Annotated in this window: 2 protein-coding genes and 1 pseudogene; 1 reads left to right on the top strand and 2 read right to left on the bottom strand. The window is 57.7% G+C overall.

The window, feature by feature from the left end; translation table 11 throughout:
* Together ACH2EH_RS20035 and ACH2EH_RS20030 are read right to left on the bottom strand one after the other, a co-directional pair.
* Window positions 1–1,949, bottom strand: a 1,949-nt coding sequence (locus tag ACH2EH_RS20035; RefSeq protein ID WP_395144469.1) for a sulfatase-like hydrolase/transferase, incomplete at its 3' end; no start/stop codon positions are given.
* A 57-nt stretch (window positions 1,950–2,006) separates the two neighbouring features.
* On the bottom strand, window positions 2,007–2,858 hold the full coding sequence (locus ACH2EH_RS20030) for a copper amine oxidase N-terminal domain-containing protein (protein WP_395144468.1): 852 nt from the start codon (window positions 2,856–2,858) through the stop codon (window positions 2,007–2,009).
* Window positions 2,859–2,998: 140 nt separating this feature from the next.
* Here ACH2EH_RS20030 and ACH2EH_RS20025 point away from each other — a divergent pair.
* Window positions 2,999–3,240, top strand: a pseudogene (locus ACH2EH_RS20025) (adenine phosphoribosyltransferase); the annotation flags it as partial.

Raw genomic sequence — 3,240 nt, 5'->3', positions numbered from 1 at the left:
GCCGTCAGTACCACCGAGCGTCCCACAACACTCTCGGGGGCCGTAATTTGTGAGCGCTTATTCGCCGAGCTGACCGTGAGGACGGGCTTGCCGCCTTCCAGATGCAGGCTATAGCCAAAACGCTCGCCGCCACGAGCAAGAATCACCCCCTCCGGTTTTTCGGCGGTGAGTGTCACCTCGATTGTCCATGCGCCCACATTGGGGCGTAGCGCAGGAGTGCTGGGGATCGTCACCGGCGCGGTGCCGTCGAACTTGCGTGCCTCTTTCCAGTCCAGCACCCAGGCATTGCGCGGGGCAGTTACGCCACTCGGGGCAGGATCAGCGGCTCCCGGTTTGTCGGCAAACGGGGGGATCTCAAAACCGATGGCCTTTTTCTGGCGCTCAAACTCCTGTTCCAAAGCGGCATGCAGCTCCACAAAGTGGTTGTCGGTGGCGAGGTTTTTTGTCTCGTAGGGGTCGGCCTTGAGGTCATAGACTTCTGTCCACTCCGGGTGGCCGGGGTATTGGATCAGCTTGGCTGTCTCGGTGCGAACGCACTGGGTGGTAGGAATCGAGAAGCCTCTCTCAAAGAAGTAGGTGTAGAAAAACGCCTTGCGCCAGTCGGTGGGAGGCTTACCCAGAGCGAGCGGGAGCAGACTACGCCCGTGCATGGCTCGGGGCACTGGTACGCCAGCGAGCTCCAGAACTGTCGGGGCAATGTCCACATTCAGGGCGAGCTGCTCGACTTGCCTGGCCTTACGGAGCGCCTTCGGCAAGCGGATTACCAGCGGAATCCGCAGGCTCTCGTCGTAGGCGCTACGCTTGTCCCCCAGGCTGTGCTCACCCAGATAAAAACCATTGTCCGATGCGAAGATCACCACTGTGTTATCGTCTATGGCGGCCAGAAGCTTACCCACGCAGTCGTCCATCGCGCTCAGGCACCGAAAGTAGCCCCGGTTGAGCGTGCTGGCGTTGGCTGCCCCCTTGCGCTCTGGCGCGTAGGCGGGAGCTAGACCGACATTGGGGACAGGGCGCGCGGTATCGCTGGCATAGTCGTTGGCGTGGCTTGGGGGTGGCGAGAACGGCCCGTGAGCCGTCTTGAAGCCCAGCACGAGTAAAAAAGGCTTGCCTGTGCTCTCTTTGAGGAACTGCAAGGCGTAGTCGGTTGAGACATCATCTATCCAGCCGTTGGTGGGGGTGTCCTTGCCATTGACCACAAACGGACAGTTCTCGTACTTGCCCTGCCCGATAAAACTCGCGGCAAAGTCAAAGCCGGGCCGCTCGCGCTGGGTGCCCATGTGCCACTTGCCCACATAGCCCGTTCGGTAGCCTGCGGATTTAAGCAGCGTGGCAATAGTGGCATTGCTCTCCGAGAACGGTGTGTGGTTGTTGACTATACCGTTCGTGTGGCCGTACTGGCCCGTTAGAAGGGTTGCACGGCTTGGCGCACAGAGTGAGTTGACTACAAAGGCATTGCGAAAGTGCGTGCCCTCGGCGGCGAGCTTGTCTAAGTTCGGCATCTTGAGCCAGGGGAAACGCCCCTTGCTTCCTTGTTCACGCTGCACCACGCCCAGCGCATCCCAGCGCTGGTCATCGGTGTAGATCACGATAATGTTGGGCTTTGTGGTTTGCATAGAGTCTATTTCTTCTGGAGGAGGCGTAAAACCTCCCGATTCTCGCGGCCAGAGAACGCTATTGCGGGGGGCCAAGAGTCGGGTCGGGGTTGTCGCGTGGGTTGAGGTAGAAGATAGCCAAGAACAAGCCGCCAGGCTTGAGGGCAGTGGCGATGGCTCGCACATAGTCATCAGGCGCTCACGAGGAATCGCGCAGAAGCACGTGTGCTCAAAGACGGCATCGAATGCAGCGGTAAAATCTTCGGGCAGGGCGAAGAGATCTCCGAGCACAAAGCGCGTGTTCGGGAGTGTCTTGGCTCCCGCAAACGCGCTGGGCGCGAGATCTAGCCCGATCACCTCATCCGCGCCCGCCGCTGCAATCGCCCGTACATCATGGCCGCGCCCACAACCGGTTTAGGGACGCGCGTTGACGATTGTGATGGTGTGGGTCTCCGCATTCCAAGTCGTGGTCTGATCTGAGGCCAGCTCGATAAATTCTAGCGGCACATAGAGCGTGTTGCGTCTGATCTCGGTGGGAGACTCCATGCGAATACGCTGCCCACTCTTGTCGACCCAGCGGCTTCCCACCGCATTTTTGAGCTGCTTATCCGGCACAGTGACGGTATTCTGGGCAGAGTCGAAGCGGTAGTTGAACTTGGCAGCGCGCGCGAACTGTTCCAGGGGAACCATCACATCTTCGCCACGTAGATAGGGACGTGCTGCGCCAAAGGCCTCTTCGCGTCCATTGATCCGTAGCACGAAAGTGTTCTTGTTGGGGTCCAAATCTTGCACCCTATCCCGGTTTCGGGCCACGGGGCGTTCGGTGCTGAGGGCGGATCCTGTTGTGATACTGACCATCTGACGGGGTTCACTCCACTCGACACTAGCTCCGAGGGCCTCACTGATAAATCGAAGGGGAACCATTGTGCTGCCACCAATTCGCATGGCAGGCACTCGTAGGGAAACCGTCTGTCCATTCACCAGTGCAGTGTGGCTACCCAGGCGGATCTCGAGATCACGCTCTCCCATTTTCGCTTTCACTGTTTGAGTTGCCTCGTTCCAGTTGATATCCGCCCCGATATTTTCTAGTACGCCTCGGATAGGGACAAGCACACGCCCCTCCACTTTCTGTGGGTGCGTATCGGCAAACGGGACATTATTGCCGTTGACACGAACGGTAATCTTCTGTGCATGGGCTGTCATTTGGACAAGAGTGATGCTACTAATAAATGCTGTAAATAGCTGCACTGATTTTCCAATGTTCATGTTGAGTTTTCTCCTTAAATTTTGCGTTTGGCAACAGGAGCATTGCGTCCCTAGCCATAACGCCGTGCTGGTTTTTATGCCGAGCGATGGCACAAGGTTCCTCGTTTGTCTAAAAGGAGGGAGGAGGCTACAATAGGGATATGAAAGCAGCAACTCTGATTCGTGACATTCCCGACTTTCCTCAGCCAGGAATTGTTTTCAAAGACATTACACCCGTTTTGGCCGATCCTGTGGCTTTTGCCGAAGTGATCGCCGCGCTCAGTGAGGATATCAAGCGCCTCCGGCCCGATGTGATTGTGGGAATTGAGTCGCGCGGATTTCTCTTTGGTGCGCCTGTGGCCCACGAGCTTGGGGTCGGGTTTGTGCCGTACCGAAAGGCGGG

The organism is Armatimonas sp. (assembly GCF_043760365.1).
Taxonomy (GTDB): Bacteria; Armatimonadota; Armatimonadia; order Armatimonadales; family Armatimonadaceae; genus Armatimonas.
Note: the sequence above shows the minus strand (reverse complement) of the source record. Positions and strands in the feature narration are given on the sequence as shown.